We start from the raw sequence: 24,904 nt of genomic DNA on the forward strand, positions 1-24,904 counted from the left end.
GGTTTTTTATCACCTAAGTTAAGGCTTTATGTTGTTTGTTTTTAATACTGATGTAGCATAGGAAATATATTAAGTTTTACTAATATGTATGTTGACAAAAATTGCACAAAAGTAAATACTATTACAAACTTTCAGTAATTACTGAAAGTTCATTAAAGCTTAACTTTGCCAATTAAATGTTGCCCTGTTAATCCGTCACTCTCAAGGAGCCAATAATGATAGATGAAACCTTTGTGGATCTATCGCGATTACAGTTTGCTGTTACCGCTCTCTTTCATTTCTTATTCGTACCGTTAACAATAGGTATGACCTGGATTTTAGTTATTATGGAATCGGTTTATGTAATGACCGGTCGCGAAATTTATCGTGATATGACTAAGTTTTGGGGAAAATTGTTTGGTATTAACTTTGCAATTGGTGTGGCCACAGGCCTTACCATGGAGTTTGAGTTTGGTACTAACTGGTCTTATTACTCGCATTACGTAGGTGATGTTTTTGGGGCTCCCCTTGCTATTGAAGGTTTAATGGCATTCTTTTTAGAATCGACCTTTGTTGGTATGTTCTTTTTAGGGTGGGACAGACTATCTAAACGCCAGCATTTAGGTGCAACCTTTTTAATGGCCATTGGTACTAACATGTCGGCGCTGTGGATTTTGATTGCCAACGGTTGGATGCAAAACCCGGTAGGTGCTGAGTTTAACTATCAAACTATGCGCATGGAAATGACCAGCTTTGCAGAGCTTGTGTTTAACCCTGTAGCACAAGTTAAGTTTATTCATACTGTATCGGCAGGTTATGTAGCTGCATCAATGTTTGTATTGGGTATAAGCAGTTGGTACATATTAAAAGGCCGCGACCTTGCATTTGCTAAGCGTTCGTTTTCGGTCGCTTCTGGTTTTGGTTTAGCGTCAATTTTATGTGTAATTTTACTCGGTGACGAATCAGGCTACGAAGTAGGCGAAGTTCAAAAAGTAAAACTGGCAACAATTGAAGCAGAATGGCATACAGAAGAAGCCCCTGCTGCGTTTACCGCATTTGGATTCCCTGATTCAGAAGAGCAAGTAACACATGCTGCGGTTAAAATACCTTACGCACTTGGATTAATTGCAACTCGCTCGCTCGATGAGCAAGTAACCGGTATTAACGACCTAGAAAAACAACACGAAGTACGAATCCGTAACGGTATGATAGCTTATAAATACCTTATGATGCTCCGAAATGGTGAAGACACGCCTGAAAATATAGCGACATTTAATACCCTAAAAGATGATTTAGGTTATGGCTTGCTACTTAAGCGCTACACACCTGATGTTGTAGATGCTACCGAAGATCAAATTCAAAAAGCCGTTAAAGACTCTTTCCCTAAAGTAGGCCCTATGTTTTGGTCATTTAGGATTATGGTTGCCTGTGGTGTAGCGATGCTTGGTGTATTTATATTGGCATTTTACTACAACGCACACCGCGTGATTGAGCAAAAGCGCTGGTTGTTATGGGCTGCTGTATTGAGCATTCCACTACCTTGGATAGCTATTGAATTTGGCTGGATAGTTGCTGAATATGGTCGCCAACCTTGGGCTATATCTGAAATACTGCCGACCTTTTTAGCCACGTCGTCACTAACAATAAACGACATTCTAATTAGCTTAACTGGATTTATTGTTTTCTACACTGGTTTAGCCATTGTTGAAGGCTGGCTGATGATCCGTTTTGTTAAGCAAGGGCCGAGCTCGCTGCATACAGGTAAATATCATTTTGAGTTACCAAACAAAGCTGAGCAAACTGAAGGAGAGCAATCATGATTTTTGATTATGAAACATTAAAAATGCTTTGGTGGTTGATCATTGGTGTGCTGCTTATTGGTTTTGCTATTACCGATGGCATGGATATGGGCGTTGCTATGTTGCTTCGCCTAGTTGGTAAAACAGATTCAGAGCGCCGTACAGTAATAAACACGATTGGTCCGCATTGGGATGGTAACCAAGTATGGTTTATAACCGCAGGCGGTGCGTTGTTTGCAGCGTGGCCTATGGTTTATGCCGCTGCATTTTCGGGCTTTTACTTTGCCATGATGCTAGTACTATTCGCTTTGTTTTTTAGACCACTTGGGTTTGATTACCGCAGCAAAGTAGATTCAAAACGCTGGCGCAACAATTGGGATTGGGGCTTGCTTGCAGGCAGCGCAATTCCGGCATTAGTTTTTGGTGTTGCATTTGGTAACTTATTTTTAGGCGTACCGTTTAATATTGATAACCTAATGCGTGTTAGCTACCAAGGCTCATTTTTTGGCTTGCTTAACCCATTTGGATTACTTGCTGGTTTGATTAGTATTACCATGTTAGTTGCTCATGCTGGTATGTGGTTACAACTTCGTACAGCAAGTGCAGTAGCAGAGCGTTCGGGTCAATATGGTCGCTACTCTCTAATTGCATTTATTGTATTATTTGCAGCTGCTGGTTTTTGGGTTGCTAATTTAACGGGTTACCAAATTGTATCTATGCCCGATACGCAAAGCCACGCAGACCCTTTAGCTAAAGTAGTAACAACAGCGCAAGGTGCATGGTTAAGTAATTACAGCGATCGTCCGTGGACAATGACCTTCCCTATTTTAGCGTTTGCAATGGCATTAAGTGCACTTATATTTTCTAAATTGAATAAGCCAGCACTTGGGCTTATTTCAACAAGCTTAATGTTAGTAGGTGTAATTATGACGGCAGGTGTTTCACTGTTCCCATTTATTATGCCATCAAGCAATAATCCTAATATTAGCTTAACAATTTGGGATGCGGTATCGAGCCATAGAACGCTCAATGTAATGTTTGTTGCAGTATCTATTTTTGTACCACTTATTTTAACCTACACCACATGGTGTTACGTAAAAATGTGGCGCAGAGTGACAGTTGAAGAAATTGAAAATAACACTCACGGTAGCTATTAAGGAGACTAAACTATGTGGTATTTCGCTTGGATTTTAGGTGTACTTTTGGCCTGTACCTTAGGTGTAATAAATGTAATGTGGTACGAGTTTCATCAAAATAAAAACAGCATTGCTGATGATGAACAACCTATGCATGATTTATTAAACGAGGCTAACTCGACTAAAGATGACGACTAACCCTCGACCAGATCGCGCGCAGCAGCAGTCACTGCGCGCTTTTTTAAAGTTACAAAGTAAACCCGCTGCAGTGTGGTTAAAGTTAAGCATTGCACTGGGTACTTTTAACGCATTACTAATGATTGCAGGCGCCTATTTACTTGCGCAAACTATTCACAATGTAATGTTTGAAGGCAGTAGTTTAAGCAGCGTTACATATTTACTGTGGCCGCTAGCTGGTATTATTTTACTACGTGCAATATTTTTAGCATTAAGCGAACGCTTGAGTGCATATGCTGCACTTAAAATAAAATCTGCTATGCGCCAAACACTTCTAAATAAGCTCAGCTTACTTGGGCCAAGCTATATAGAACAACACGGCCAAGGCGCTACACTCAATACCTTACATAATGGTGTAGAAGCTCTTCACGACTATTATGCTAAATACCTACCAGGTGCTGCTTACAGCGCGCTTATTCCGCTGGCAATATTGGTTGTTATTTTTCCGACAGATTACAAAGCTGGGCTGATATTTTTATTAACCGCCCCGCTCATTCCTTTTTTCATGATTTTAGTAGGCTCTAAAGCAGAGGCATTAAATCAAAAGCGTTGGAAACAACTTGCTGTACTGGGCAATTACTTTTTTGACCGCGTACAAGGTTTAACCCAACTCAAGCTATTTAATGCAACACGTACCGAGCTCAAACAAATAGCTAAAATTTCAGATGATTTTAGACACGCAACACTCGATGTTTTAAAAATCGCGTTTTTATCATCATTTGCACTTGAGTTTTTAGCCACCATTAGCGTGGCACTCGTTGCTGTTATTATTGGTTTTAGACTGTTTTTTGGTACTCTTGATTTTGCAACAGGCTTTGTGGTGCTACTTTTAGCGCCTGAATTTTATTTACCACTACGTCAATTGGGTAGCCATTACCATGCACGCTTACAGGGTATTAGTGCCGCCGCCGATATGGTTGCTATTTTAAACGCACCACTGCCAAGTGACGGAGCTGAGCCTGTAACTACAAGCACGTCTGAAAACAATTTAACTTTAAACACAATTAATTCAATAAGTATTACCGACCTTAATTTTATATACCCAGATAGTAACGAAGGGATTAAAAATATAAATTTAACACTGCCAAATAAAGGCTTAATTGCCGTTGTGGGCAGTAGTGGCTCAGGTAAGAGTACGTTGTTTGACTGCTTATTAGGGTTTCACCCTGAGGTGATAAACCACCTATCTATTAATGAGCAAAGCTTAAGTACAACCGATATTACTTACCTGCAAAATAACATTGCATGGATACCGCAAAAAGCAACGCTGTTTTACGACACCATTGCTGCCAACATTAAATTGGCCAAACCAAATGCCACTCAACAAGAGCTTGAGCATGCTGCAAAGCAAGCGGGTGTGCTTGAATTTATAAATACCCTACCCGATGGTTTTAACACATTAATAGGTGAGCAAGGCGAAGGGCTTTCTGGTGGCCAAAAGCAACGCATCGCACTGGCACGTGCATTTATAAAACAAGCGCCAGTCTTAGTGCTTGATGAGCCTACAGCGCATCTTGATAGCCAAACTGAGCAGCTTATTCAAGATGCCATTAATGAATACGCAAAAAATAACTTAGTGTTAGTCATTGCTCATAGACTCAATACCGTTAAACACGCCAGTAATATAATTGTTATGCACGATGGAAAAATAGCTGAGCAAGGACACTTTGAAACACTTGCAGCGCAAAATGGTGCATTTTCAAATTTACTCAAAACAGCTGAGCAAGGAGTAATGCATGACTAACTTTATTCGCTTATTAAAGCTTTGCGCTCCTCATTACAAAGCAATGCTACTAGGCACGTTTTTAGCGACGATTACGGTATTAGCCAATGTAGGTTTACTGGCTATATCTGGCTGGTTTTTAGCATCAATGGCCGCTGCAGGTATTGCCGGCGTGCAAATGAACTACTTTACTCCAGCAGGAACGATTCGATTTTTAGCAATTGTACGAACTGCGTCGCGCTATGGCGAGCGTTTGGTTACTCATAACGCCACGTTTTTATTACTAAGTGAAATACGCACGAATGTATTTGCAACGTTAAGTAAGCTTAACAATGTTGATTTAGCAATGAGCCGCAGCGCTGATTTAGTTAACCGATTACAAAACGATGTAGATGCTCTCGACAAGTTTTATTTAAACGTTTTACTTCCTATGCTGGTCGCTCTTTTAAGTGTGCCAATCATCATGCTGTTTATGTCGGCCTATAATGGTAACGTCGCCCTTATTTGCTTTACTGGCATTATACTTATTGGCGTAGTTATACCTGCCCTACTCAGCGCAAAGCTCACTAAAAACAGCCATAAAGAAACGCAGCTTAGTGCGCAACTTCGCTCTGAACTTTCAGATACACTTACAGGGCTAAGAGAGTTGAGTATTTATCAAGCTCGTTCGCAGCAGCTTAATAAGTGCGATGAATTAAGCGAGCAATACAATCATCAATTATTTATTCGCCACAAAGCACTGGCAAACTCAGATGGGTTGAGCTTGTTAGTTGTTCAATTAGCCATGCTTGCTAGCATAGTCACCATAGTCCCGTTGGTTTACGCCAATACTATGGTAAATGTAGAACTTGCTATGTTAAGCCTGTTTGTACTGGCAAGTTTTGAGAGTGTATTACTACTTCCTAATGCGTTTATTGAGCTTCCTAACGTTTTAAAAGCAGCAGAGCGGTTATTTACGCTTGAAGATAAAGCAGCTAACTCGCAAGATAAAAATGCAATTATAGAGACAAATGAAAGCTTTAGCGCGAAAAATAACACATTGGCACTTAACAATATTAGCTATCAATATGGTGAACAAACAGCACTAACTGATGTTAGCTTTGAGCTAATGCCTCAGCAAAAAGTAGCGATTGTTGGCAGAAGCGGCAGCGGTAAAACAACGCTTGTAAATTTACTGACTGGTTTATGGCCCTTGCAACAAGGTAGCATTACTCTAAATAATCAAAATAGTGTTGTTAACTTACATTCATTAAATAGCGATATACGCGCAAACGTTATAAATATACTCGCTCAGCAGCACCATATTTTTGATGGCACACTGAGTGAAAATTTACGCTATGCAGCGCCGAATGCTACTAAAGAGCAAATGATTGAAGCGCTCTCATTAGCGCAATTAAGCCCATGGTTTAATGAGCTAAAAGAAGGTTTAAAAACACGATTAGGTACTGGTGGACGTAACGTATCGCAAGGCCAATCTAGACGTATAGCCATTGCGCAAGCATTACTTAAAAACCCGGCTATTTTAGTCCTTGATGAACCAACAGAAGGCCTTGATAACCAATCTAAGCAAAGTGTAATGCAAGCAATTATGCATGTTATGAACAACGCGAGTGTGCTCACAATTACGCACGATCCTGCCCTACTTGCTCAAATGGATAATGTGGTATGGTTGGAAGGCGGTAAAGTAGTTGCACAAGGCTCTCACAAAGAGCTCAGTAGCGCTTATCCAGATTATGTGGCACTAACTACCCGGTTTTAATACCGTTACAGACACGTCAATAACGCCGACTTTAGGGTCGGCTATCTTTTTGAACATACTCTTTGATAAATCAATAATACGACCTCGCACATATGGGCCTCTATCGTTAATTCTTACCGTGACTGATTTGTTATTAGCGAGGTTGGTAACAATCACTTTAGTACCAAAATCAAATTCTAAATGGGCTGCTGTTGCAGCTTGTTGGCTAAAGCGCTCTCCGTTGGCGGTTGTTCTCCCGTGATATTTGTCAGCATAAAAAGATGCTTTACCAACTTGAGTAACTTCTCCAGTAGATGATTTAACAATAGGTTGGCTACTACAAGCGGCTAAAACTGAAGTAATAAAAAGAGTAAAAATTAACTTAGGTAAACGCATAGAATGGCTTTTATTATAAAAATTAGGCGCATACTAACTTGGGTAGCCTGAGTATTAACTGAATTAGCTTAAAAGCAGGACAATAAAAAACCACCTTCGATTTATCATCTAGGGTGGTTTTTTAATGCTTAAAGCAAAACGCGTGAATTATCTTACGATGCCGCGCTCTGAGCTTTTAACAAAGTCGACCATCAATTTCACAGCAGGATACTTTGCAGCATCTTCACTAAGCGACTCAATAGCTTCTTCAGCACCTAAGCTCTTACGGTAAAATGCTTTGTATGCACGGCGTACAGCCATAATTTCATCACTTTCGAAACCACGACGTTTCATGCCTTCTTTATTGATAGCCGCTGGGCCTGCTGGCATACCAATAGTAGTAACAAATGGCGGTACATCTTTGTTAACACCTGAATACATACCAATAAATGCATGGTCACCAATTTTACAAAACTGATGAACACCCGAATTACCACCTAAGATAACCCAGTCACCTACATGTACATGGCCGGCTACACTTGCGTTGTTAGCAAAAATCACGTTATCACCAATTACCGCGTCATGTGCAACGTGTGTATAAGCCATAAATAAATTATTACTACCAATTTTAGTAACGCCTTGATCTTGAATTGTTCCACGGTGAATTGTGGCACACTCACGGATAACGTTGTTATCACCCATGATCAATGTAGTTGGTTCGTTGTTGTATTTTTTGTCTTGGCAGGCTTCGCCTACAGACGCAAACTGAAAAATATGGTTGCCAGAACCGATTGTAGACGGTCCTTTAACAACAACGTGAGATTCAATAATACAGTTATCACCGATAACAACATCATTGCCAATATAACTATATGGACCAACTGAGACATTGTTGCCTAGTTTAGCGCCAGGTTCGATTATTGCTGTAGAATGGATCACTATTAAAACTCTCTTCTCGCACACATAATTTCGGCACTACATACTATTTTGCCGTCGACTCTAGCTTCTGCAGCAAACTTCCAAATGTTGCGACGTTCTTTTAAAAACTCAACATGAAGATGCATTGTATCGCCAGGAATTACAGGTTGTTTAAAACGTGCATTATCAACAGCTGCAAACAAATATAATTCGTTTTCGCTACGATTTTCTACTGTTTTAAAACCTAATAATCCTGTAGCTTGCGCCATTGATTCTAATATTAGCACACCAGGAAAAATTGGCTGATTTGGAAAGTGGCCAGTAAAAATTGGTTCATTTATAGAAACATTTTTAATAGCATGTAAAGATTTGCCAGGTGTAAAATCAATAACACGATCAATTAATAGCATCGGGTAGCGGTGCGGTAATAAAGCTAAAATTTCTTGAATATCAAGGCTATTTAATTCGTTTGCCAAAATAGCATCCTTATTAGTGTTCAACGTTGTGACTTAGCCAATGCTTCGAGCGCTTTAAGACGAGATTTCATGTCTGAAAGATTACGCAAGTGAGCTATTGATTTACGCCATTCTTTGTTAGTCGTATGGGGCATACCAGATGAGTATATACCTGGTTCGGTGATTGATTTTGTCACCATACTCATGCCGGTAATTATAACACCATCACATACAGACATGTGACCATTAATTGCAACCATGCCACCAATTTGACAGTTTTTGCCAATGGTAACGCTTCCTGCAAGTACAGTGCAGCCCGCAATTGCGGTGCCTGAATTAACTTCAACGTTGTGCGCTATTTGACACTGATTATCGATAATAACATTGCTATGAATAATGGTATTGTCCAGTGCGCCACGATCAATTGTGGTACTTGCACCTATTTCAACTTTATTACCTATGATCACAGAGCCAAGCTGGGGTATTTTTACCCACTGCCCGCGCTCGTTCGCATAACCAAACCCATCACTACCTACAACACTATTTGCTTGAAACAAACAATCTGAACCTATTTCAACATCGTGATAAATAGTCACACTAGGCCAAAGCTTAGTGCCAGAACCTATTTTAACACATTCGCCGATAAAACTGTTCGGACCAATTTGCGCGTTGTCACCAATCACTGCATTAGCTTCAATAACAACATTTGCACCAATAGCGGCGCTGTCACTAACAATCGCTGTTGGATGCACCGTAGCGCTTGGATGAATACCTGTAGATGCTGATCGTGGTGTCGTATCCATAAATTGAGCTAATTTTGCGTAACTTACATACGGATTAGCAACAATAACTTTGCTACCACTAAAGTACTGAGCATCGGCTTGGCTTACTATTACAGCGCTAGCTTGAGTAGTCTCAAGTTGCGTGCGATATTTTGAGTTCGCTAAAAATGCAATATGCCCAGAATGGGCATTTGCAAGTGTCGCTATTTTTTTTATTTCTAAAGCGCCATCACCCTGAAGTTCGGCGCCTAGAAGTTCCGCAATTTGCGAAAGCGTATAATTTTGCATAGAGTGATTATTTCTTACTAACAGCGGCTACAACTTTAGATGAAAGATCAGTTACTTCTTTAGGGTTAAAGTAAATTGTTGTGTCTTTTACTTTAACTTCGTCGAAGTCACCGTCTTTAGCAATCTCTTCAATCGTTTTGATGATTACACCTTGAACTTTAGCAAGCTCTTGGTTTTGACGTGCTTTAATTTCTTGCTCTAAAGGACGGCCTTGTTCAGCAAGATTTTTTTGCATGCCCTGAATTTTTTCACGTAATGTATCTTTTTGAGCTTGGCTCATAGTTGTACTTTCGCGTTTAAATTTTTCAGCTTCAAAACGAATATCGCCTTGTAACTTTTCAAGCTCTTGACGGCGCTCAGCAAACTCAGTTTGTAAAGACTGTTCAATTTTAGCCATTTGAGGTATTTGCTTGTAGATTTCTTGCATATCAACAATACCTACTTTATGTGCAAGTGCACTCGCAGAAGTACCCATCAATAACGTTGCTAGAACAGCTACTGCCGTTGATTTAAATAATTTAGTCATAAAAAACTCCTTTAAAAAGTGTTACTAATGTTAAAGCTGATGGTTTTCGTATCGTCATCTTCTTCTTTTTGCAATGGATACGCAAAACTGATCAGCATTGGACCCATTGGAGAGATCCACTGTAATGAGAGACCGGTTGACACCCTAAAGCGCATAGGGTCTGAATAGTCATCTAATTTAGCACGCTCATCAGGTGCTAAGTTTTGGAAACGGTCTACATTAAACTCTGTATCCCATACGTTTGCTGCATCAACAAAGAAGCTCGTACGTACAGAACTGGTATTTTCTTCGTCTAAGAATGGCGTAGGAACAATTAGCTCCATACCCGCTACTGCTTTAGCATTACCACCAATACGACCTTGTGGTATTAGAATATCAAAGTCTGATGCACCACCAATGCTACCGGTTGTAGTACCGTCTGCACCAGGCGTACCCGGAATAGACTGCGGTATACGCGATACAGCACGTGGTAAAATTGTATTACGGTCAAAGCCACGTAGTTCCATTTCTGTTATACGGAAGTACTCTTGGAACGGAAGTGTTTGCTCATACCCGTTTGTAGAACCATAACCATTACCATAACCAAGCGCCGCACGCGTTGAGAACACCCAGCGGTGATCGTTTGATATAGGCCAGTAAAAACGCGAATCGTAATTAAGTTTAAAATACTGAAGATCAGAGTTAGGCGTTGTTGCTGTTAAGTTTAGCGTTTGACGCGAACCCGCTGTAGGGAATAAACCACGGTTAACGGTAATACGCGACCAACCAACACTCAGCTCATACTTAGTAAAGTCAAAGCCAGCATCTGGGTTATCTGGATCTAAGAATGTTTCACGAAGTACACGCGTTTGCTCGTACTCAGCAATATCCGAAAGTTCTTCTTTAATCCAACGTGCGCCAAAGTTAACACGATTTACTGCATCAATTGGGAAGCCAATATTTGTGCCTAAACCATAACTTTTCGATTTATATTCAACAAGGCTAAATTTACTTGCATCGTAGTTTCTGTAAAAGATACTACTGCCCTGTGATACACCATCTGGCGTAAAATATGGGTCTGTGTACGATAAGCTTAAGCTTTCAGAACCTGTAGACGTATTAAGGTTTAAACCAATTTGGTTACCGGTGCCTAAAAAGTTAGATTCTGTTACACCAATATTAAACTGCAGACCTAAGTAAGAGCCATAAGCAAGGCCAGCATTAAAGCTACCCGCTGATTGCTCTTTTACAGTAAAGTCTACATCTACTTGGTCATCCACACCTGGAACAGGCACTACGTTAAAATCAACTTTTTCCATGTAAGGTAAGCGTTGAATTTGTAGTTTTGAACGCTCAAGGTTTTGATTAGATAACCATGCGCCTTCAAGTTGTGTCATTTCGCGGCGTAATACTTCATCAGCGGTGTTTTGGTTACCACCTACAATAATACGACGAACGTATACACGCTTACCTGGATTAACCGATAGTGTTAGTTGTACTTCTTGCTTTTCGTCGTCAATTTCTGGAATTGTACGCACTTCAGCATTCGCGTAACCAAAACGTGCTAGGTAGCTTTTAATAAATTCTTCAGATGACGTAACTACAGAGCCGTTATAAAGCTCACCTGCTCTAAGTGGGATAACACTTTTAATTAAGTCTTCACGGCCAAGCAAGTCACCAATAAAGTCAAAACCTTTAACTTTATATTTTACGCCTTCAGTTAAGTTAGCTGTAACGTAAACTGATTCACGTTCAGGGCTTACTGATACTTGTGTTGAATCGATATTAAAACGTAGGTAACCACGGTCTAAATAATAACTGCGAATTTTTTCTAAATCGCCTTCAATGGTTTGCTTTTGATAGCGATCGCTACCCATAAACTGCCACCAAGGTAAATCTTGCTGAGATTCAGCAAGCTTTAAAAGTTCTTCATTAGAAAAAAGTTCATTACCCACTAAGTTAATTTGGCGGATAGAAGCAGCATCACCTTCGTCAAACTCTAATTTAAGTTTAACGCGGTTACGTGGCAGCTTAGTAATACTGATATCTACTTTAGCGTTGTACTTACCAATACTGTGAAAAAACTCAACTAAACCTTTTTCGATATTATCGATTACGGTTTTATCAAGTGGTTCACCTTGGCGAATATCTTGCTGATCAAGAGACTCATTAAGCTGCTCGTCTTTAATGTCTTTATTGCCGTCAAACTCAATAAAGCTGATGGTAGGACGTTCCGTTACTTTAAAAATAACGTTGTTGCCATCACGAAGTGCTTTTATGTTGTCAAAGTGCCCAGAACGATAAAGTGACTTTATTGTTTTTGAAATCGTATAGTCATCAACATTATCGCCTACGTTAATAGGAATATGTGTAAGCGCTGCACCAAGTGCTACACGCTGTAAACCTTCAACTTTCAGGTCTTCAACAATAAAGGAGTTTTGGCCTAGGGCTGCAAAACTTGCACCCAATAAACTTGTTATTGCCAAATGTTTTTTTATAGCCATTTTATTATCTTTATCCTTTACAACTGTATTACCGCATAACACCCTACTAGTGGTGCTTTACAATCGTGTTCTAATTAGTAATTTGCCACGCTGTAACTACAAACGCGATACATCATTGAACAAAGCGAAACATGTTAGAAAAATGAGTAACAAGGCACCCACTTTAAAACCAAACTCTTGTGTCTTTTCAGAGACTGGCTTTTTGCGAAAAAGTTCAATTATGTAATACATTAAGTGTCCGCCATCAAGCACTGGTAAGGGTAATAAATTAAATACACCCAAGTTAACGCTTATTAAGGCTAAAAAGCTTAAAAAGGCCACTAACCCATAGCTTACGCTAGTTCCAGCGCCTACAGCAATGCCAACCGGACCACTTAAATTTTTAACCGAAACCTGGCCTGTAATTAAATTACCAATCATGTCAAAGCTGAGTGTAATTAAGCGCCACGTTTCTTTTGTGCCTCGCACAATACTATCGAGCGGGCCAAAATGCCTAGTCTCTACATAACCATCAGGCCATTGCTGTACAACGGGAGCCACACCTAAAAAGCCTTGCTCATTACCGTTATTATCAATGCGTCCTTTCGGAGTTACTATAATGGTTTGTATAGTATCTTGTCTTTTTACACTAAATTGTAAAGATTTGTTAGCTGATTGCGTAATAAGATTAACTAATTGCTGCCAATTGCTTATTGTTTCACCGTTTACAGCCAAAATTGTATCATTAACTTGTAAATTAGCGTGTTCTGCGGCGGAATCTTTAGTTACGGCGGCAATTGTTAAAGTGGCTTGAGGCCTAAATGGCACAATACCTAACGAGCTCAGTGGTGGTACGTCTCGCTGATCAAGTTTCCACCCTTCTAAATTAAGTGTTTTAGTGCGTGGTTGAAGGTTTTCATCACGTATAATAACTTCAACGCTTTGCTCGCCTAAGTTAGACATAAGTGCAAACGTGGCATCTTGCCATGTCGTTATATCGTCATCGCCAATTTTTATAATGTGTTGAGAAGGCATAATGCCTGCCTGCTCTGCACGGCTACCTTCGGTAATGCTTCCTACAACGGGTTTTACCGACTGCACACCCACCATATACATCACAGCAAGTGCAAAAATGGCAAACAAAAAGTTGGCCATTGGACCGGCTGCAACAATAGCAATACGTGCTTGAACAGATTTTGCGTTAAACGATAAATGACGTTGGTTTGCCGGCACGTCATCAACGCGCTCATCAAGCATTTTTACATAGCCGCCTAATGGAATAGCGGCAATCACGTATTCGGTATTATATTTGTCGTGCCATTTTAAAAGTGGTTTACCAAAACCAATTGAAAAACGCAGCACTTTAACGCCCATTTTACGTGCAACCCAAAAATGGCCGTATTCATGTATGGCCACTAAAATACCAAGCGCTAAAATAAATGAGCCAAGATTCCAAAAAAAATCAAACATATTAATGCGCCACTTTTGTTATAAACTCTGAAGCGCTAATACGCGCTAATTTATCGCACTCTAAAATTTCATCTAAACTTTGAACATTGGTGTAAGCCGCGGCTTCAAGCGTTTGTGCATTTATTTTGTATATATCGGTAAAGCCAATCCTACCTTTTAAAAATGCTTCTACGGCTATTTCATTTGCTGCGTTTACTGTTGTGGTAGCACCTTGCCCGGCACTACACGCATCAATCGCTAATTGTAGGTTTGGATAACGAGAAAAATCAGGTTTAGTAAACGAAAAGTCACAAATGTCAGAGAAGTTTAACGGTTTAACACCCGCGTTAATTCGCTCAGGATACGCAAGCGCATGGGCAATTGGCGTTCGCATGTCGGGGTTACCCATTTGCGCTAAAATAGAGCCATCGTGGTACTGTACCATTGAGTGAATAATACTTTGAGGATGAATAACCACATCAATATCGCTTGCATCACAATTAAATAACCACTTAGCTTCAATAAACTCTAAGCCTTTGTTCATCATAGTTGCAGAATCTACTGATATTTTTTGCCCCATAGACCAGTTAGGATGCGCTACGGCTTCACTTACGGTTACATCTTTTAACGTATTTATATCACGTGTTAAAAACGGGCCACCAGAGCCGGTAAGCAAAATTTTACTTACGCCATGTTGTTGCAGTTTTTGATCGCCTTTGGCATTTTGTAACGAAGAAGGTAGGCATTGAAAAATAGCATTATGTTCGCTATCAATTGGCAGCAAAGTGGCTTTATGTTGTTTAACTTTATCGATAAACAACTGACCCGACATCACTAAAGATTCTTTATTGGCTAGCAATACTTTTTTGCCGGCTTCTACTGCGCTGAGTGTTGGCAATAAACCTGCAGCGCCTACAATTGCAGACATAACAATATCAACATCGGGATGAGCACATAAATCGCTCATTGCTTGCTCGCCGTGCATAACAAGAGTTTGGCACTGCGTATTAGCTAAATGCGCAGATAACTGCTCTGCGGCCTGCTGGTTAGCCATAATCGCATAAAGCGGTTCATGTTCAATACACAACTCCGCCATTTTTTTTGCGTTTTGACCTGCTGCTAAAACAAAAACATCAAATAACTCTTTATTGCGCGATACAACATCAAGTGTGCTTAAACCAATTGAGCCTGTTGCGCCTAAAATAACCAGCAATTGCTTTTGACTCATAAACTAAGAGTCCACGCATAGCACATAACAAACATTGGAGCTGCAGCCGTTAAGCTGTCAATTCTATCTAAAATACCGCCGTGCCCAGGTAAACAACGGCCGCTATCTTTTAAGCCGGCTTCGCGTTTAAACATACTTTCAAGCAAATCACCCACCGCAGAAAACAACGCAATAAAGGCAGTCATTATCGCGTATATAGGCCAAACACCTAAATCAACATCGGTAAAGTGACAAAATGCTAATACAAAAATAATAGAAGCGACTACACCGCCCGCTAAACCTTCAATGGTTTTATTAGGACTCACTTTTGGCATAAGTTTATGTTTACCAAAACTCTTACCTGAAAAATAAGCTCCCACATCTGCACTCCACACAATGCCAAGCACAACTAAAATAAGTACTGAGCCAAAATGTGTTGATTCAGCATATTGCGCGCTACGTAGCGTATTTAGGGCAAGCCATAACGGCACAAGCGTGAGTAATCCTGCAATGCCGCGCATAACTAAACCTTCATTCCACGCTTTAGCCATTTCTGGGTAGCGCCAAATTAAATAGCTAGCAACAATCCACCAAGCAAATGAAAGCGTAAATACGTAATTTGCATCGCCGACTAGCTTGCCATTTTCCCATAATGATTCAATAGGCCAATGTAAATTAAGCAAGGCAAGTAAAGCGCCAATAAACACAACAAAGGCAGCACGTTTAAGCTTGTCGCAAAGGCCCATAAATGCAGACCATTCCCATGCGCCTAGTAATACAATTGCACCAGCAAAGTAACTAAATAACGTAAGCGGTGTATAAAAAACCAAAGCCAATGCTAATGGAGCTAGCACTAGAGAGGTTAAAATTCGTTGTTTTAACAAAATGTGACCCTTATTCTATTTAGGTTTGAGCGAGTAATTGTTTTATTTGTTCGCCCGTACAACCAAAACGTCGCTCTCTGGCAACGTAACACGCAATGGCCTCAGCAAATGCTGCTTCATTAAAATCAGGCCAAAGTGTCTCGGTAAAGTAAAGTTCTGCATAAGCAACTTGCCATAGTAAAAAATTACTAATACGAACATCGCCACCAGTGCGAATAAGTAAATCAGGTTCTGCCTGATCTGCCATGCTCATATGCTGTGCTAAGCGCTCTTCTGTAATATCTTCTGCGTTAAGTGTGCCCTGCGCAACTTGCAAAGCAAGTTGTTTAGCCGCATTAGCCATATCCCAACGACCACCGTAATTAGCTGCTACATTTAAACACAGCCCGGTGTTATTTTCAGTCAGCTTATGCGCAGCGTCTACCTTGCTACGTAATCCTTCAGAAAATCGTGATAAATCTCCAATAATGGTCAGTTTTACATTGTTTTTATGAAGCTTTTTAACTTCCTTTGTTAAAACAAATAAGAAAAGCTCCATTAAAGTGTTTACTTCGTCTTCTGGGCGGCGCCAGTTTTCACTACTAAAAGCAAATAAGGTTAACGATTGTATCCCTAATTTAGTACAAAACTGAACAGATTGACGAACTGCGTCCACGCCTTTTTTATGCCCATACACACGAGGTCTATTTCTAGCTTGCGCCCAACGTCCGTTCCCATCCATGATGATAGCTACATGTTTGGGTAAACATTGCTGTGAAATTGTATCAGCATCTAGAACCATAAATATCGAGTATTCCATAAAAAAACGCCGCCTAGTATACCCTAGACGGCGTTTCAAAACTAATAATTTTAATAGGTCCTGTCGACCTTTCAGGATTGTAATTTGTTCAATCTAGGGGCGATTTAATCGCGGCGCGAGATTTGTAACCTAGTGGACTAAGTAAAAATCGAGTAACAAAGAGTTAATCGCCCCTAGGCAGAACCCTTTGGGCAGCGCGTGTTTGGATTTTATGCATCGTTATCGCCTAATTATGGGGAATAACCACACAACATAGGCTCTGCCTTACCTAAAAACCAAACACACTGCTGCAAATTCAACCTCGAGAGATAGACAGGACCTTACTTAGATTTCCATCAATTCTGTTTCTTTAGCCGCTAATAGAGTATCCATTTCTTTAATAAACTTATCAGTAAGCTTTTGAATTGCATCATCTGATTGACGCGCTTCATCTTCAGAAATGTCTTTCTCTTTTAATAAACTTTTTACATCGCCATTAGCATCACGACGAATGTTACGAATAGCAACACGGCCGCCTTCTACTTCGCCGCGTACAATTTTAATTAAATCTTTACGGCGCTCTTCAGTAAGAGGAGGAAGTGGTACACGAATAACAGTACCTGCCGACATAGGGTTTAAACCTAAGTCAGACGCCATAATTGCTTTTTCAACAGCTTGCGCCAAAGACTTATCAAATACACCAATAGCCAGTGTACGAGAATCTTCAATTGTTACGTTAGCAACTTGGTTTAAAGGCGTTGGTGCACCGTAGTACGGCACCATAATGCCATCTAAAATTGCAGGGTGTGCACGGCCAGTACGAATTTTAGATAGTTGACTACCTAGTGCAGTTACACTTTTTTGCATGCGCGCTTGCGCGTCTTTTTGAATATCGTTAATCACGGTTTAATCCTAATTATTTGATTATTTCATCTGAGGCTTGTGAAGAAATAAGTGTTCCTTCCGCTTCACCCATAATTACGCGTTTTAGCGCGCCTGATTTATTCATGTTAAATACGCTCAATGGCATTTTATGATCGCGGGCTAGAGTAAACGCCGCTAAATCCATAACTTTTAATTCTTTGTCAATAACTTCATTGTAGCTTAAATGGGTATAAAGCGTCGCATCTGGATTTTTAACAGGGTCATCACTGTATACGCCATCAACTTTAGTCGCTTTAATTACAGTATCCGCTTCAATTTCGATACCGCGTAAACACGCAGCAGAATCGGTAGTAAAAAACGGATTACCTGTACCGGCTGCAAAAATAACAACGCGACCAGTTTTTAATAAGCTAATTGCTTCAGCCCAGTTATAAGCGTCACATACACCATTAAGCGGAATAGCCGACATTAAACGACAGTTTACAAATGCACGGTGTAGCGCATCACGCATTGCAAGGCCGTTCATAACCGTTGCAAGCATACCCATGTGATCGCCTACTACGCGGTTCATACCTGCTTCTGCAAGTGATCCACCGCGTAAAAAGTTACCTCCACCAATAACTAAACCCACTTCTACGTCGAGTTCTACTAGCTCTTTAATTTCTTGAGCCATACGATCTAAAACTTTAGGGTCGATGCCAAAGCCTGCGTCTCCCATTAAAGCTTCACCACTTAATTTGAGAAGAACACGTCTAAAAATAGGTTTGCGATTGATAATCATAGTATTGGGGCCAACTTTTATTGAATTATGGATAAAAAATAACCGCGCTTATGTTAAACATAAAAGCGCGGTTATTTTAAAGAATTTCTAGCTGCGAAGCAAAACCAAATAGTACTTTAATTGCATCTAATTTCCTTTTGCTTCACAAATAGTAATCTTACTTAGCTTTAGCAGCAGCGATTTGAGCAGCAACTTCAGCAGCAAAATCTTCTTCTTTCTTCTCGATGCCTTCACCAACTTCTACACGTACGAAGCTAGTAACTGTTGCGTTTTTCTCTTTAAGAATATCGCCAACAGTTTTCTTAGGCTCCATGATGAAAGCTTGACCAGTAAGAGAAACCTCACCAGTGAATTTTTTCATACGGCCAACAACCATCTTCTCAGCGATTTCAGCAGGCTTGCCTTCATTCATCGCGATTTCGATTTGTACTTGCTTTTCTTTAGCAACAACGTCAGCAGGTACATCTGAAGGTGTTAGGTATTCAGGGCTAGATGCAGCAACGTGCATTGCAACGTGCTTAAGTGTTTCTTCATCAGCAACACCCGCAACAACAACACCGATACGATCGCCATGACGGTACTCAACTAGGTTTTCACCAGTTACGTACTGTAAACGACGTACATTGATGTTTTCGCCAATTTTAGTAACTAGCTCAACACGGTCTTCTTCAAACTTAGCTTGTAAGTCTTCGATAGAGATAGTGTCAGCAATTGCAGCGTCAGCAACTTTATTAGCAAATGCTAAGAAGCTTACGTCTTTTGCAACGAAATCTGTTTGACAGTTAACTTCTACTAGTACTGCAACACCCGCATTTTGCTTGATGATGATAGTACCTTCAGCAGCAATGTTACCTGCTTTTTTAGCAGCTTTAGCAGCGCCACTTTTACGCATGTTTTCAATCGCTAACTCGATGTCGCCATCAGTCTCAGTTAACGCTTTTTTACAATCCATCATGCCAGCGCCTGTGCGCTCGCGTAATTCTTTAACTAGGGCAGTAGTTACAGCCATTAGTAAATCCTCAAATCTGAAATCAGGTTAGATAAGCGGGTTACCCGCTCGACAAGAATAGCAAGTCTTCACCTTAAAAAGATGAAGACTTGATGACAGCTAATTACTCAGCTTCAACGAAATCGTCTTTCTCAGCTTGAGCAACGATGTTATTCTCGCGGCCTTCAGTAATAGCAGCTGCAACAGCGCTAGTGTAAAGGCTTACAGCACGGATAGCATCATCGTTACCAGGTACGATGTAATCAACACCGTCTGGGTTAGAGTTAGTATCTACGATTGCAACAACTGGAATACCTAGGTTGTTTGCTTCACGGATAGCAATGTGCTCGTGGTCAGCATCGATAACGAAAAGCGCGTCTGGAAGACCGCCCATGTTTTTGATACCACCAAGGCTCTTTTCAAGCTTTTCCATTTCGCGGTTAAGCGTTAACGTTTCTTTCTTAGTTAACTTCTCGAAAGTTCCGTCTTGGCTTTGTGCTTCAAGGTCTTTAAGACGCTTGATTGATTGACGTACAGTTTTCCAGTTAGTCAACATACCACCTAACCAACGGTGATTTACGAAGAACTGGTCGCTTTCTAAAGCAGCTGATTTAACTGCGTCGCTTGCTGCGCGCTTAGTACCAACGAAAAGAACTTTACCTTTGTTTGCTGCAGCACCTGATAAAAACTTAAGTGCGTCGTTGAACATTGGTACAGTTTGCTCAAGGTTGATGATATGTACACGGTTACGTGTGCCGAAGATGAAAGGCTTCATCTTAGGGTTCCAGTAACGTGCTTGGTGACCAAAGTGAACACCAGCTTGAAGCATATCGCGCATTGAAACGTTTGCCATTTTATAGATCCTCTATAGTTGTTTAGGGTTAGGCCTCCACATATCCCATAGCACCAACACCGAAGTAATTAAACTTCAAATGCACCCAAGTGTATGTGACGATACGTGTGTGTGTTAAAATAAAATTGTGTTTGCCTTAAATACAAAAAATCATTTAAGAATTTATTTGTAAAAAGACGGCGCGCTTTATACCATATTAAAATTAAATACTCAACGTCGCGTGCAAAATTTGTTCTGCGACAAATGTTAAAAACTCAACTTTGGAGCCTCAATGAGCGCTATTATCAAGACCCCTGAAGAAATAGAGAAAATGCGCGTAGCTGGGCGCTTAGCGGCCGATGTACTTGAAATGATCGGCCCTCATGTAGTGCCAGGTGTTACCACCGATGAGCTAAATACAATTTGTCATGATTATATTGTTAATGTGCAACAAGCAATCCCTGCTCCATTAAATTATCATGGCTTTCCAAAATCAGTTTGTACGTCAGTTAATCATGTTATTTGTCACGGAATTCCAAATGACAAAGCATTAAAAGAAGGCGACAGCGTAAATATTGACGTAACGGTCATTAAAGATGGTTACCACGGTGACACATCTAAAATGTTCCATGTTGGTACACCAAATATTCAAGGTAAACGTCTTGCAGAAGTAACGCAAGAAAGCTTATACCTTGCTATCAAAATGGTAAAACCAGGTGTGCGCTTAGGTGATATCGGTGAAGCAATTCAAAAATATGCAGAGAGCTTTAATTACTCAATTGTACGTGAGTATTGCGGCCATGGTATTGGCGCAGGATTTCATGAAGAACCACAAATAATGCATTACGGTAAAGCCGGTACTGGCGAAGCCTTAAAAGCAGGTATGTGTTTAACTATTGAACCTATGGTTAATGCGGGTAAACGCCAATGTAAGCTTCTTAAAGATGATTGGACAGTAGTTACACGCGACCGTAGTTTGTCTGCGCAATGGGAACATACTTTATTAGTGACTGAAAATGGTGTTGAAATTTTAACGCTACGATCAGATGATACTATCGACAGGATTATCGAACACTAATAAAAACCGAACCATTTGATAAAAGTACTTATCAAAATAAAGGTTCAACAAGGAGCCAGCCCACGTGGCATTACCCAACAAAGTAAAAAAGTTGCTTAGCGATGCTGAGCAACTTAGTGATTATCGCGATTGTTCTAGCTATTTTTATAAATGGCTACATAACGAGTTTTCTAAACAACCGGTTGGGAATTTAATTAATGCCCGGGCTGAGTTTATTGACCGCCTACTCATAAAGCTGTTTCATGTTTACGACTTAGCGCATGAACCTGATTTAGCGCTAATTGCTGTAGGCGGATACGGACGTGGCGAGCTACATCCCTACTCCGACATCGACTTTTTATTGCTTGTAACTAAACCGCCAAGCGAAGAAATATGCGAAAAAATAGGCCTGTTTGTCACCATGCTATGGGATCTCAACTTAGAGATTGGCCACAGCGTGCGCACCATAGAACAAGCCATTGAGCAAAAACGTGAAGACGTTACTTTTGCCACCAGCTTGCTCGAAAGTCGCCTTATTTTTGGTAACCACATTGAGTTTGAAAAACTCAAGATGCATATTCTTGAAACACCCGTATGGCGCTCTGGTGAATTTTTTACTGCTAAAGTTCAAGAGCAAAACTTACGCCACAGAAAGTGCCACGGCACCGCGTATAACCTTGAGCCAAACATTAAAGAAAACCCCGGTGGTCTGCGCGACTTACAAACCATTATTTGGGTTGCAAAAAAGCACTTTAGAACAGAAACCCTGCAAGAATTAATAAGCCACGGATATTTAACTCACGAAGAGTTTCAAGAGCTTTCAGAGTGCCTAGAAAACCTATGGAACATTCGCTTTGCACTGCATTTAGCAGCAGGTCGAGCTGAAAACCGCTTATTGTTTGATCATCAACCGCAAGCCGCCGAAATTTTAGGTTTTGGTAGCGACGGTAAAGCCTCTGTTGAGCGTATGATGAAACGCTTATTTAGAATAATGAGCCGCGTGCGCGAGCTTAACCAAATGCTACTTTCATACTTTGAACAAAGTATAATGCCCGAAAGTAGTGAAAAAACGGTGATAGAACTCGACAGAAACTTTGAACAAGTGGGCCATCAAATAAGAGTAAAAGATCCGTCGGTATTTTTTAGACGCGATCAACTTTTTGTATTATTTGAGCACATAGCCGATAACCCAGTAATAACCCATATTTACCCAAGTACTATTCGTACTATTCGTCAGGTGCGCCGTCGTTTATTGGGTGATTTACAAGATTACGCAGCCTGCCGTGAAGCCTTTTTACGCTTAGTTAAACATCCTAATGGCATGGGACGCGCATTTACGCTTATGCACAAGCACGGCATGCTTGCCGCCTACTTACCGCAGTGGCGTAATATATTTGGGCAAATGCAGTTTGATTTATTTCATGCCTATACCGTAGATGAGCACACCCATAAGTTAATCAAAAATATTTACGAATACTTTGATAAAACAGGCATTAGCGAGTTTCCTATTTGTAGTGAAATAGTCACTCGCATGGATAAACCAGAGCTACTTTATTTAGCGGGTATATTTCATGATATTGCTAAAGGCCGAGGTGGCGACCATTCAGAACTTGGCGCTGTTGATGCCATAGCTTTTGCTAAATTGCATGGCTTTTCATCGGCTGATGCTAAGCTAGTAGCATGGCTTGTAAGTAACCATTTACTTATGTCGGTTACCGCGCAGCGTAAAGACATTAACGACCCTGCTGTAATAAAAGACTTTGCTACACGCATTAAAACAGAGCGCCAACTCGACTATTTATATTGTTTAACGGTTGCCGACATACGTGCTACCAACGACAACTTATGGAACGATTGGAAAAACACCCTACTGCGTGAGCTTTATTTACACACGCAACGCGCACTGCGCTTAGGGCTCGAAAACCCAATGGATCAACGCGACCAAATTCGCGACAAAAAGCATCAAGCTAAACAGCGTCTTCTTAATTTAAGTTATCAAGAGGAACAAATTGATTTAATTTGGAGCCGCTTTAAAGCCAACTATTATACCGCTTTTAGTGAACAGCAAATATCATGGCAAACCGAGCATTTATTAAATAGCCCCGATTTAAGCCAACCCAGTGTTATTGTGTCTAACAAAGCGATGCATGGCGGTACGCAAGTATTTGTGTACAGCCCTTACTCTGGCGCACTATTTGCCCGATTAGTGAGTGTGATTGGCTCTAAAAAAGCACAAATACAACATGCTCAAGTACTAACCACAAAAGACGGTTATATACTGTTTAGCTTTGTAATACTTGAAGTGAGCGGCGACCCTATAGCCAGTGGTAGAGCGCAATCAATTAAACGTGGACTTGAGCAAGCGCTAAGCGATCCGCGTAAAAAAATTCGCTTTAAAAAGAGCCGAACTCAACGCTTTAAAGATTTTAATATTAAACCTAAAATTGTACTGCGTCCGCATGCACGTAAAGATCGCAGCTTAATAGAAATTCAAGCCGTCGATATTCAAGGTTTACTAACCAAAATAGCTGAAGTTTTCCAAGCGCATTTACTACACATTCACGCTGCCCGTATTACCACAGTAGGTGAACGTGCCGAGGATTTCTTTGTTGTATCAAATAACGAATACCAAGCGCTGACTGATGAAGAGCAAGCAAAAATTCATCAGGCATTACGTAAAAAATTCAACGCCGAAACAGAATAGAGGACACACATGTCAGATTTAAAAACGATGATCGAAAACGCATGGGACAACCGCGATAGCATTAGTCCAAGCACAGTATCAAGCGACGTAAAACAAGCCATTATTGACGCACTTGATTTACTTGATAGCGGCGCAGCACGCGTTGCTGAAAAAATATCAGGTGAATGGGTTGTACATCAGTGGCTTAAAAAAGCAGTGTTACTGTCGTTTCGTATTCGCGACAACCAACCAATGAACGATGGCGTAAACCAGTTTTACGACAAAGTACCACTTAAATTTAGCGACTACACACCAGAGCAATTTCAACAAGGCGGTATGCGCGTAGTACCAAACGCTGTAGCACGTAAAGGCAGCTTTGTAGGTAAAAACGTCGTACTTATGCCATCGTACGTTAACATTGGCGCATACGTTGACGACGGCACCATGGTTGATACATGGGCGACTGTAGGCTCGTGTGCACAAATTGGTAAGAACGTACATTTATCAGGTGGCGTTGGCATAGGCGGCGTTTTAGAGCCTCTACAAGCTAACCCAACTATCATTGAAGACAACTGCTTTATTGGCGCACGCTCTGAAATTGTTGAAGGCGTAATAGTTGAAGAAGGCGCTGTAATTTCAATGGGCGTTTACATCAGCCAAAGCACCCGTATTTATGACCGTGAAACCGGCGAAATTCACTACGGCCGCGTACCAGCAGGCGCAGTAGTTGTACCAGGCGCACTACCGTCAAAAGATGGCACTCACAGCCTGTACGCTGCAATCATCGTGAAAAAAGTAGATAAACAAACACGTGAAAAAGTAGGCATCAACGCCCTACTACGCTCAATTGATGAGTAATCGTAGATACCATCTCTTCTAACCAGCCTCAAGCTTTCTTTAAATAGCTTGAGGCTGGTATTCAGTTTGATTCTTCACAACACC

22 protein-coding genes are annotated in these 24,904 nt (G+C 40.7%); 8 read left to right on the forward strand and 14 right to left on the reverse strand.

Going from position 1 to position 24,904, the window contains the following annotated elements:
• Positions 1 to 215 precede the first annotated feature (215 nt).
• Genes GQR55_RS14065 through cydC form a run of 5 tightly spaced genes read left to right on the forward strand, consistent with a single transcriptional unit; the run spans position 216 to position 6,633 of the window.
• Positions 216 to 1,799, forward strand: a complete 1,584-nt coding sequence (locus GQR55_RS14065; protein ID WP_166421097.1) for a cytochrome ubiquinol oxidase subunit I — start codon at positions 216 to 218, stop codon at positions 1,797 to 1,799.
• Complete coding sequence (gene cydB / locus GQR55_RS14070) at positions 1,796 to 2,935, forward strand: cytochrome d ubiquinol oxidase subunit II (RefSeq protein ID WP_165739355.1); 1,140 nt, start codon at positions 1,796 to 1,798, stop codon at positions 2,933 to 2,935. Before GQR55_RS14065 ends, cydB begins: the two co-directional genes overlap by 4 nt.
• A gap of 12 nt (positions 2,936 to 2,947) precedes the next feature.
• Positions 2,948 to 3,112 carry a cytochrome bd-I oxidase subunit CydX gene (cydX, locus tag GQR55_RS14075; protein ID WP_008133888.1) on the forward strand — a complete coding sequence of 55 codons (165 nt, stop codon included), beginning with the start codon at positions 2,948 to 2,950 and terminating at the stop codon, positions 3,110 to 3,112.
• A complete protein-coding gene (gene cydD, locus GQR55_RS14080) occupies positions 3,102 to 4,895 on the forward strand; it encodes a thiol reductant ABC exporter subunit CydD (protein ID WP_166421098.1) in 1,794 nt (597 codons plus the stop codon). The genes cydX and cydD overlap by 11 nt, the downstream gene beginning before the upstream one ends.
• Positions 4,888 to 6,633, forward strand: a complete 1,746-nt coding sequence (gene cydC / locus GQR55_RS14085) for a thiol reductant ABC exporter subunit CydC (RefSeq protein ID WP_166421099.1) — start codon at positions 4,888 to 4,890, stop codon at positions 6,631 to 6,633. Before cydD ends, cydC begins: the two co-directional genes overlap by 8 nt.
• On the opposite strand, the gene GQR55_RS14090 is transcribed toward cydC, so the two are convergent.
• The 14 genes from GQR55_RS14090 to rpsB form a co-directional block, all read right to left on the reverse strand.
• Positions 6,616 to 7,008 carry a septal ring lytic transglycosylase RlpA family protein gene (locus GQR55_RS14090; protein ID WP_166421100.1) on the reverse strand — a complete coding sequence of 131 codons (393 nt, stop codon included), beginning with the start codon at positions 7,006 to 7,008 and terminating at the stop codon, positions 6,616 to 6,618. The genes cydC and GQR55_RS14090 overlap by 18 nt on opposite strands.
• Before the next feature lie 147 nt (positions 7,009 to 7,155).
• Positions 7,156 to 7,926 (reverse strand): acyl-ACP--UDP-N-acetylglucosamine O-acyltransferase, encoded by a 771-nt coding sequence (gene lpxA / locus GQR55_RS14095; protein WP_149591849.1) that lies wholly within the window; start codon positions 7,924 to 7,926, stop codon positions 7,156 to 7,158.
• A 2-nt stretch (positions 7,927 to 7,928) separates the two neighbouring features.
• Entirely contained in the window at positions 7,929 to 8,381 is a 453-nt protein-coding gene (fabZ, locus tag GQR55_RS14100) for a 3-hydroxyacyl-ACP dehydratase FabZ (protein WP_166421101.1), read from the reverse strand.
• Positions 8,382 to 8,401: 20 nt separating this feature from the next.
• Entirely contained in the window at positions 8,402 to 9,430 is a 1,029-nt protein-coding gene (lpxD, locus tag GQR55_RS14105; protein WP_166421102.1) for a UDP-3-O-(3-hydroxymyristoyl)glucosamine N-acyltransferase, read from the reverse strand.
• Between the two features lie 7 nt (positions 9,431 to 9,437).
• The gene (locus tag GQR55_RS14110; protein ID WP_024606271.1) at positions 9,438 to 9,956 is read right to left on the reverse strand and encodes an OmpH family outer membrane protein; all 519 of its coding nucleotides are present in this window, start codon (positions 9,954 to 9,956) and stop codon (positions 9,438 to 9,440) included.
• A gap of 11 nt (positions 9,957 to 9,967) precedes the next feature.
• Complete coding sequence (gene bamA / locus GQR55_RS14115) at positions 9,968 to 12,439, reverse strand: outer membrane protein assembly factor BamA (protein ID WP_166421103.1); 2,472 nt, start codon at positions 12,437 to 12,439, stop codon at positions 9,968 to 9,970.
• A 96-nt stretch (positions 12,440 to 12,535) separates the two neighbouring features.
• On the reverse strand, positions 12,536 to 13,888 hold the full coding sequence (gene rseP / locus GQR55_RS14120) for a sigma E protease regulator RseP (protein ID WP_166421104.1): 1,353 nt from the start codon (positions 13,886 to 13,888) through the stop codon (positions 12,536 to 12,538).
• Position 13,889: 1 nt separating this feature from the next.
• The gene (gene ispC, locus GQR55_RS14125; RefSeq protein ID WP_166421105.1) at positions 13,890 to 15,095 is read right to left on the reverse strand and encodes a 1-deoxy-D-xylulose-5-phosphate reductoisomerase; all 1,206 of its coding nucleotides are present in this window, start codon (positions 15,093 to 15,095) and stop codon (positions 13,890 to 13,892) included.
• Positions 15,092 to 15,958 (reverse strand): phosphatidate cytidylyltransferase, encoded by an 867-nt coding sequence (locus GQR55_RS14130; protein WP_166421106.1) that lies wholly within the window; start codon positions 15,956 to 15,958, stop codon positions 15,092 to 15,094. The genes ispC and GQR55_RS14130 overlap by 4 nt, the downstream gene beginning before the upstream one ends.
• Before the next feature lie 19 nt (positions 15,959 to 15,977).
• Entirely contained in the window at positions 15,978 to 16,757 is a 780-nt protein-coding gene (locus GQR55_RS14135) for an isoprenyl transferase (protein ID WP_166421107.1), read from the reverse strand.
• Between the two features lie 324 nt (positions 16,758 to 17,081).
• On the reverse strand, positions 17,082 to 17,639 hold the full coding sequence (gene frr, locus GQR55_RS14140; protein ID WP_166421108.1) for a ribosome recycling factor: 558 nt from the start codon (positions 17,637 to 17,639) through the stop codon (positions 17,082 to 17,084).
• Positions 17,640 to 17,652: 13 nt separating this feature from the next.
• Positions 17,653 to 18,402: a UMP kinase gene (gene pyrH / locus GQR55_RS14145; RefSeq protein ID WP_166421109.1), complete on the reverse strand. Its 750-nt coding sequence runs from the start codon at positions 18,400 to 18,402 to the stop codon at positions 17,653 to 17,655.
• 157 nt (positions 18,403 to 18,559) lie between these two features.
• Positions 18,560 to 19,411: a translation elongation factor Ts gene (tsf, locus tag GQR55_RS14150; protein ID WP_007580981.1), complete on the reverse strand. Its 852-nt coding sequence runs from the start codon at positions 19,409 to 19,411 to the stop codon at positions 18,560 to 18,562.
• Positions 19,412 to 19,514: 103 nt separating this feature from the next.
• Positions 19,515 to 20,243, reverse strand: coding sequence for a 30S ribosomal protein S2 (rpsB, locus tag GQR55_RS14155; protein WP_166421110.1), 729 nt, complete (start codon positions 20,241 to 20,243; stop codon positions 19,515 to 19,517).
• A gap of 271 nt (positions 20,244 to 20,514) precedes the next feature.
• Here rpsB and map point away from each other — a divergent pair, with 271 nt between their 5' ends.
• From map to dapD, 3 genes are all read left to right on the forward strand, one after another.
• Positions 20,515 to 21,300: a type I methionyl aminopeptidase gene (gene map, locus GQR55_RS14160; protein WP_165739365.1), complete on the forward strand. Its 786-nt coding sequence runs from the start codon at positions 20,515 to 20,517 to the stop codon at positions 21,298 to 21,300.
• 64 nt (positions 21,301 to 21,364) lie between these two features.
• Complete coding sequence (gene glnD, locus GQR55_RS14165) at positions 21,365 to 23,983, forward strand: [protein-PII] uridylyltransferase (RefSeq protein ID WP_166421111.1); 2,619 nt, start codon at positions 21,365 to 21,367, stop codon at positions 23,981 to 23,983.
• Between the two features lie 9 nt (positions 23,984 to 23,992).
• A complete protein-coding gene (gene dapD, locus GQR55_RS14170) occupies positions 23,993 to 24,820 on the forward strand; it encodes a 2,3,4,5-tetrahydropyridine-2,6-dicarboxylate N-succinyltransferase (RefSeq protein WP_002958324.1) in 828 nt (275 codons plus the stop codon).
• Positions 24,821 to 24,904 lie beyond the last annotated feature (84 nt).

Origin of the sequence: Pseudoalteromonas sp. Z1A8 (assembly GCF_011378855.1) — a bacterium.
GTDB lineage: Bacteria > Pseudomonadota > Gammaproteobacteria > Enterobacterales > Alteromonadaceae > Pseudoalteromonas.

Excerpts from the sequence above, each read along its gene's own strand:
- cydX (WP_008133888.1), top strand. The coding sequence starts at position 2,948 with ATGTGGTATTTCGCTTGGATTTTAGGTGTACTTTTGGCCTGTACCTTA.
- cydB (WP_165739355.1), top strand. The coding sequence starts at position 1,796 with ATGATTTTTGATTATGAAACATTAAAAATGCTTTGGTGGTTGATCATT.
- rseP (WP_166421104.1), bottom strand. The coding sequence starts at position 13,888 with ATGTTTGATTTTTTTTGGAATCTTGGCTCATTTATTTTAGCGCTTGGT.
- GQR55_RS14090 (WP_166421100.1), bottom strand. The coding sequence starts at position 7,008 with ATGCGTTTACCTAAGTTAATTTTTACTCTTTTTATTACTTCAGTTTTA.
- rpsB (WP_166421110.1), bottom strand. The coding sequence starts at position 20,243 with ATGGCAAACGTTTCAATGCGCGATATGCTTCAAGCTGGTGTTCACTTT.
- cydC (WP_166421099.1), top strand. The coding sequence starts at position 4,888 with ATGACTAACTTTATTCGCTTATTAAAGCTTTGCGCTCCTCATTACAAA.
- pyrH (WP_166421109.1), bottom strand. The coding sequence starts at position 18,402 with ATGATTATCAATCGCAAACCTATTTTTAGACGTGTTCTTCTCAAATTA.
- tsf (WP_007580981.1), bottom strand. The coding sequence starts at position 19,411 with ATGGCTGTAACTACTGCCCTAGTTAAAGAATTACGCGAGCGCACAGGC.
- map (WP_165739365.1), top strand. The coding sequence starts at position 20,515 with ATGAGCGCTATTATCAAGACCCCTGAAGAAATAGAGAAAATGCGCGTA.
- lpxD (WP_166421102.1), bottom strand. The coding sequence starts at position 9,430 with ATGCAAAATTATACGCTTTCGCAAATTGCGGAACTTCTAGGCGCCGAA.
- cydD (WP_166421098.1), top strand. The coding sequence starts at position 3,102 with ATGACGACTAACCCTCGACCAGATCGCGCGCAGCAGCAGTCACTGCGC.
- GQR55_RS14135 (WP_166421107.1), bottom strand. The coding sequence starts at position 16,757 with ATGGAATACTCGATATTTATGGTTCTAGATGCTGATACAATTTCACAG.
- GQR55_RS14065 (WP_166421097.1), top strand. The coding sequence starts at position 216 with ATGATAGATGAAACCTTTGTGGATCTATCGCGATTACAGTTTGCTGTT.
- bamA (WP_166421103.1), bottom strand. The coding sequence starts at position 12,439 with ATGGCTATAAAAAAACATTTGGCAATAACAAGTTTATTGGGTGCAAGT.
- dapD (WP_002958324.1), top strand. The coding sequence starts at position 23,993 with ATGTCAGATTTAAAAACGATGATCGAAAACGCATGGGACAACCGCGAT.
- ispC (WP_166421105.1), bottom strand. The coding sequence starts at position 15,095 with ATGAGTCAAAAGCAATTGCTGGTTATTTTAGGCGCAACAGGCTCAATT.
- GQR55_RS14110 (WP_024606271.1), bottom strand. The coding sequence starts at position 9,956 with ATGACTAAATTATTTAAATCAACGGCAGTAGCTGTTCTAGCAACGTTA.